3 protein-coding genes are annotated in these 4,149 nt (G+C 33.9%); 2 read left to right on the top strand and 1 reads right to left on the bottom strand.

Annotated elements, in window-relative coordinates:
* On the bottom strand, positions 1–97 hold a 97-nt coding region (locus F6K13_RS35305; RefSeq protein WP_353735694.1), incomplete at its 3' end, for a hypothetical protein.
* Between the two features lie 359 nt (positions 98–456).
* On the opposite strand from F6K13_RS35305, the gene argS reads away from it, so the two are divergent.
* On the top strand, positions 457–2,214 hold the full coding sequence (gene argS / locus F6K13_RS21360; protein WP_124145101.1) for an arginine--tRNA ligase: 1,758 nt from the start codon (positions 457–459) through the stop codon (positions 2,212–2,214).
* An 813-nt stretch (positions 2,215–3,027) separates the two neighbouring features.
* Positions 3,028–3,510 carry a PleD family two-component system response regulator gene (locus tag F6K13_RS21355; RefSeq protein WP_124145090.1) on the top strand — a complete coding sequence of 161 codons (483 nt, stop codon included), beginning with the start codon at positions 3,028–3,030 and terminating at the stop codon, positions 3,508–3,510.
* The last annotated feature ends 639 nt before the right edge of the window (positions 3,511–4,149 follow it).

The following is a 4,149-nucleotide window of genomic DNA, read 5'->3' as shown; positions in this document are numbered from 1 at the left end:
TGACCGGCTCGTCGAGCGTCGGCATCGTCTCGGCCCGAACGTAGAGCAAACCGGTACCTCGGGGGCCGCGCATGAACTTCCGGTCGGTGAAGGCCATGAAGTCGCAGCCAAGCTCATCCACGTTGAACGGGAGCTGGCCCGCTGCCTGGCAGAAATTGGATTAGATAAGTATCTGTGCCAAATTAATTTAACATTTAATCGAGGTATAAAATACTAAATATGGGAACAGAAAATATATCTGAATACTAAATCTATTTATTATCCCCTAATTACCTAAATTTCAATTTTTTTGAAAATCACCCTAGTCTGGCATATTTTGTATGAGTAGTAAATCTACAAATGATTTTACCTACCTACTTAAATATTCAGAATTAGTCTATCAGATATCAGTACTTTTTTCCACAGCAGAAAGTTATTATCTATAAAAGTTTAAAATCTTCAACATTAAACATAATGATTAACTCTACTCTTGAACAACTCAAAAGTAAATTCGACAAAGCTATAGTTGCTGCTTTTGGTCAAGATTTAGCCAATACAGATCCAATGGTCGTTCCAGCTAGTAATCCCAAATTTGGAGATTATCAATGTAACGTAGCAATGTCTTTAGCTAAGAAATTAAAGGATAAACCAAGGGCGATCGCTACTCAAATTATTGAAAAGCTGGATATTACGGATATATGTAAGCCTCCAGAAATTGCTGGACCAGGATTTATCAATATTACCCTCAAACCAGAATATATAGAAGTTAATTTACAACAGATTATCAAAAATGAACGACTTAATATTCCCCCGACAAAAAATCCACAGCGAGTTGTCATTGATTTTTCTAGTCCCAATATTGCGAAAGAAATGCACGTTGGACATTTACGTTCAACAATTATTGGAGATTCTTTGGCAAGGGTTCTAGAATTTCAGGGACATGATGTACTTAGGTTAAATCATGTGGGAGACTGGGGTACTCAGTTTGGAATGTTAATTACTTATTTACGAGAAGCTTTTCCAGAAGCTTTAAAAACTGCTGATGTTTTAGATATAGGAGATTTAGTTGCTTTTTATCGGAAGGCAAAAAAAAGGTTTGATGAGGATGAAATTTTTAAGGAAAAATCGAGGGAAGAAGTAGTAAATTTGCAAGCTGGTGCAGAGGATAGTCGTTATGCTTGGCAACTTTTATGTAATCAATCTCGCCGGGAATTTCAAGTTATTTATGACTTACTTGATATTGAGTTAAATGAGCGGGGAGAATCTTTTTATAATTCTATGTTGCCTGGGGTTGTGGAAGAATTAAATAAGTTAAGTTTATTGGAGGAAAATAATGGTGCTCAATGTGTATTTTTGGAGGGATTTACTAATAAGGAAGGCGAGCGTTTACCATTAATTGTACAAAAATCTGATGGTGGTTATAATTATGCAACTACTGATTTAGCTGCTTTATGTCATCGGATTGAAAAAGAGGGTGCAAAGCGATTAATTTACGTTACGGATGCTGGTCAAGCTAATCATTTTGCTCAAGTTTGGCAAGTGGCAAAACGTGCTGGTTGGATTCCAGAAAATGTGGAAGTTGTTCATGTTTCTTTTGGTTTGGTATTAGGAGAAGATGGGAAGAAGTTAAAGACTCGTTCTGGGGAAACTGTCAGGTTAAAAGAGTTATTAGATGAGGCTATAAATCGGGCGCGGAATGATTTGAAAAAGAGGCTGGAAGAGGAGAATCGTTCGGAGAGTGATGAGTTTATTGAAAATATAGCTAAAGTTGTTGGTTTGAGTGCGGTTAAGTATGCAGATTTGAGTCAAAATCGGAATAGTAATTATGTGTTTAGTTTTGATAAAATGTTGGCTTTGAATGGAAATACTGCTCCTTATTTATTATATGCTTATGTGCGGGTTCAAGGAATTGCTCGGAAGGGAGAAATTGAGTTTGAAAATTTGAGAGAGAATGGCAAAATCATCTTGAAAGATGAGCAAGAGTTGGTGTTAGGAAAACATCTATTGTTGTTGAATGAAGTGTTAAATATGGTAGCTGTTGAACTGTTGCCTAATCGTCTTTGTGAATATTTATATGAATTGAGTGGAAAGTTTAATCAATTTTTTGAGAATTGCCCAGTGTTAACTTCAGAAGAACCTTTGCGTACTTCTAGATTATTGTTGTGTTACTTGACAGCTATAACTCTAAAGTTGGGATTATCTTTGCTGGGAATTTCTGTTTTAGAAAGAATGTGATTTATCAGTATTCAGCTATCATTATTTCTGTTTTAGAAAGAATGTAATTTATCGGTATTTAGCTATCATTTATTAACTCTTAACTGATGATAGCTTTTGGCGAAATTAAGTTTAAATCAGTATTCAGAGACTGAATGATAATTGAAAGTCTGGATAAAAATACATCAAACTATAACAGGGAACAGGGAAAACCGGATCTGAGAACAGTGGGAAAAACATTGCCTAGTTTAAGATTCATCAGTCTATGTCTTAACCGCTCTGGCTATTGCTATAAATACTACCTATAGGACTACCTCTATATTTTTTCACCAAGAATTATATTGACTAATGTGCCAAATTCGTCTTTCATTTTTATGGCTGACTTCTAATAACTGAATGCTGAATGCTTACTGTACTTCACAAACTTCGGTAAGACCTGATTTATTAACTGAGCTGTTTGCGCAGCATTCCGCAGGAAAACTCTTATGCTATCTAGGTCTCATAAATTTCTACTTTACTGGCCTACAATCAGAAATTCAGCCTCTTAATATTTACTTTATAAATCAGTTCTAAAACTTCTGATTTTCTATCTAAAAGGTGTATTATAATTACAGGTAGATACGATTGTATGCTCTACCAAAAAATCATGAAACTAGGTTAATAATATTAATATTCTCTTAGTTAAAAATTTCATTATTAACTGAATCGATTAATTTAACATTCTGCAATTGGGAAAACAGTCAGGAGTGCAAGTATTAAATCACCCAATTCATGGGTGCTAAATCTACACCTCAATCAAGTTTGGTAACTATACATTAGCTTCACTATATAATCATGGTAAAAAAAACAGTCTTAATCGTAGATGACTGCGAAATTGTCAGAAAACTCGGTTCACACTTTCTTACTAAGATGGGATTAAATATTATACTGGCAAGTGATGGTTTAGAAGCACTAGAAAAAATCAAACTAGAACATCCTGATTTAGTGCTTTTAGACATTATTATGCCAAAAATGAATGGCTATTCAGTTTGTCGTCAAATTAAATCAGAACCTAAAATTATGAATATACCTGTAGTTTTTTTCTCTAGTAAAAACAAAGAAGTTGATGTATATTGGGCGATGAAACAAGGGGCTAATGGCTATATAAGCAAACCTATAAAAAAATCTGAGTTAATGGCAATAATGGCAAGGTTTAATATCATTGCCAATGTGAATCCTAAATATAGTGACCAGTTTCTTTATAAACAGGGTTGTATCAGAATTTTATCCCCAGAAATAGAATCTAAGTCTAATTGTTATGAATTTTGTACAACTTAATTTGCCAATAAGTTGCTCGAAAAATTGACAGCTAATCAATTAAGCAAAGATTTATTCAGGATTTAGATTTAAAATATTAACAGTGAATTAAATCCTTGAGGACATAAGAAACAAAGTAAGATAATTGGAGAGTTTTTATTGTTGAAAAATGATTTGATTACAGGGAGCGTCTCAAGATGAATATTCAAACTCTAAATTAATTGATATACAGCAATTAGCACTTTAACTATAAGCTTTTTCGCTTTTCTAGACCGGGCTTGTTGGAGTGAGTTGGTTGATATACAGCAATCTTATTTGAGTTGTGAGATATTGTAGACTTTAGGGAATGAGAAACACCGAAGCAATAAAATTATTTTTTTTCTTTTGGGTTTAATACCCTGCCTTCTACACAGTGTTTATAATAGAGTTGTTGGGAATTAAGCTAAAAAAATGGCTAAAACCCTTATTAGTCAAAGTTTATAGCGTTTTTCAGTCCTAAGATACTGAAAACCTTATAGAATAAGCTTTTGAGCATTGTTCAATTTTTATTTCCCAACAACTCTAATTGCTTGGAGTTTGAGTCCCCATCTACTTTTTCCTTTTTCCTTCTTGCTTCTTGCCTCTTCAACAAGAATGATTTACAGCGCTTTTCATATTGAT

The organism is Okeania sp. SIO2B9, from assembly GCF_010672505.1.
Lineage (GTDB): Bacteria > Cyanobacteriota > Cyanobacteriia > Cyanobacteriales > Microcoleaceae > Okeania > Okeania hirsuta.
This window is presented reverse-complemented; position numbering and strand designations above follow the sequence as displayed.

What these genes read in the sequence shown, in the direction of transcription:
- F6K13_RS21355 (WP_124145090.1), top strand. Translation starts at nt 3,028, where the DNA reads ATGGTAAAAAAAACAGTCTTAATCGTAGATGACTGCGAAATTGTCAGA.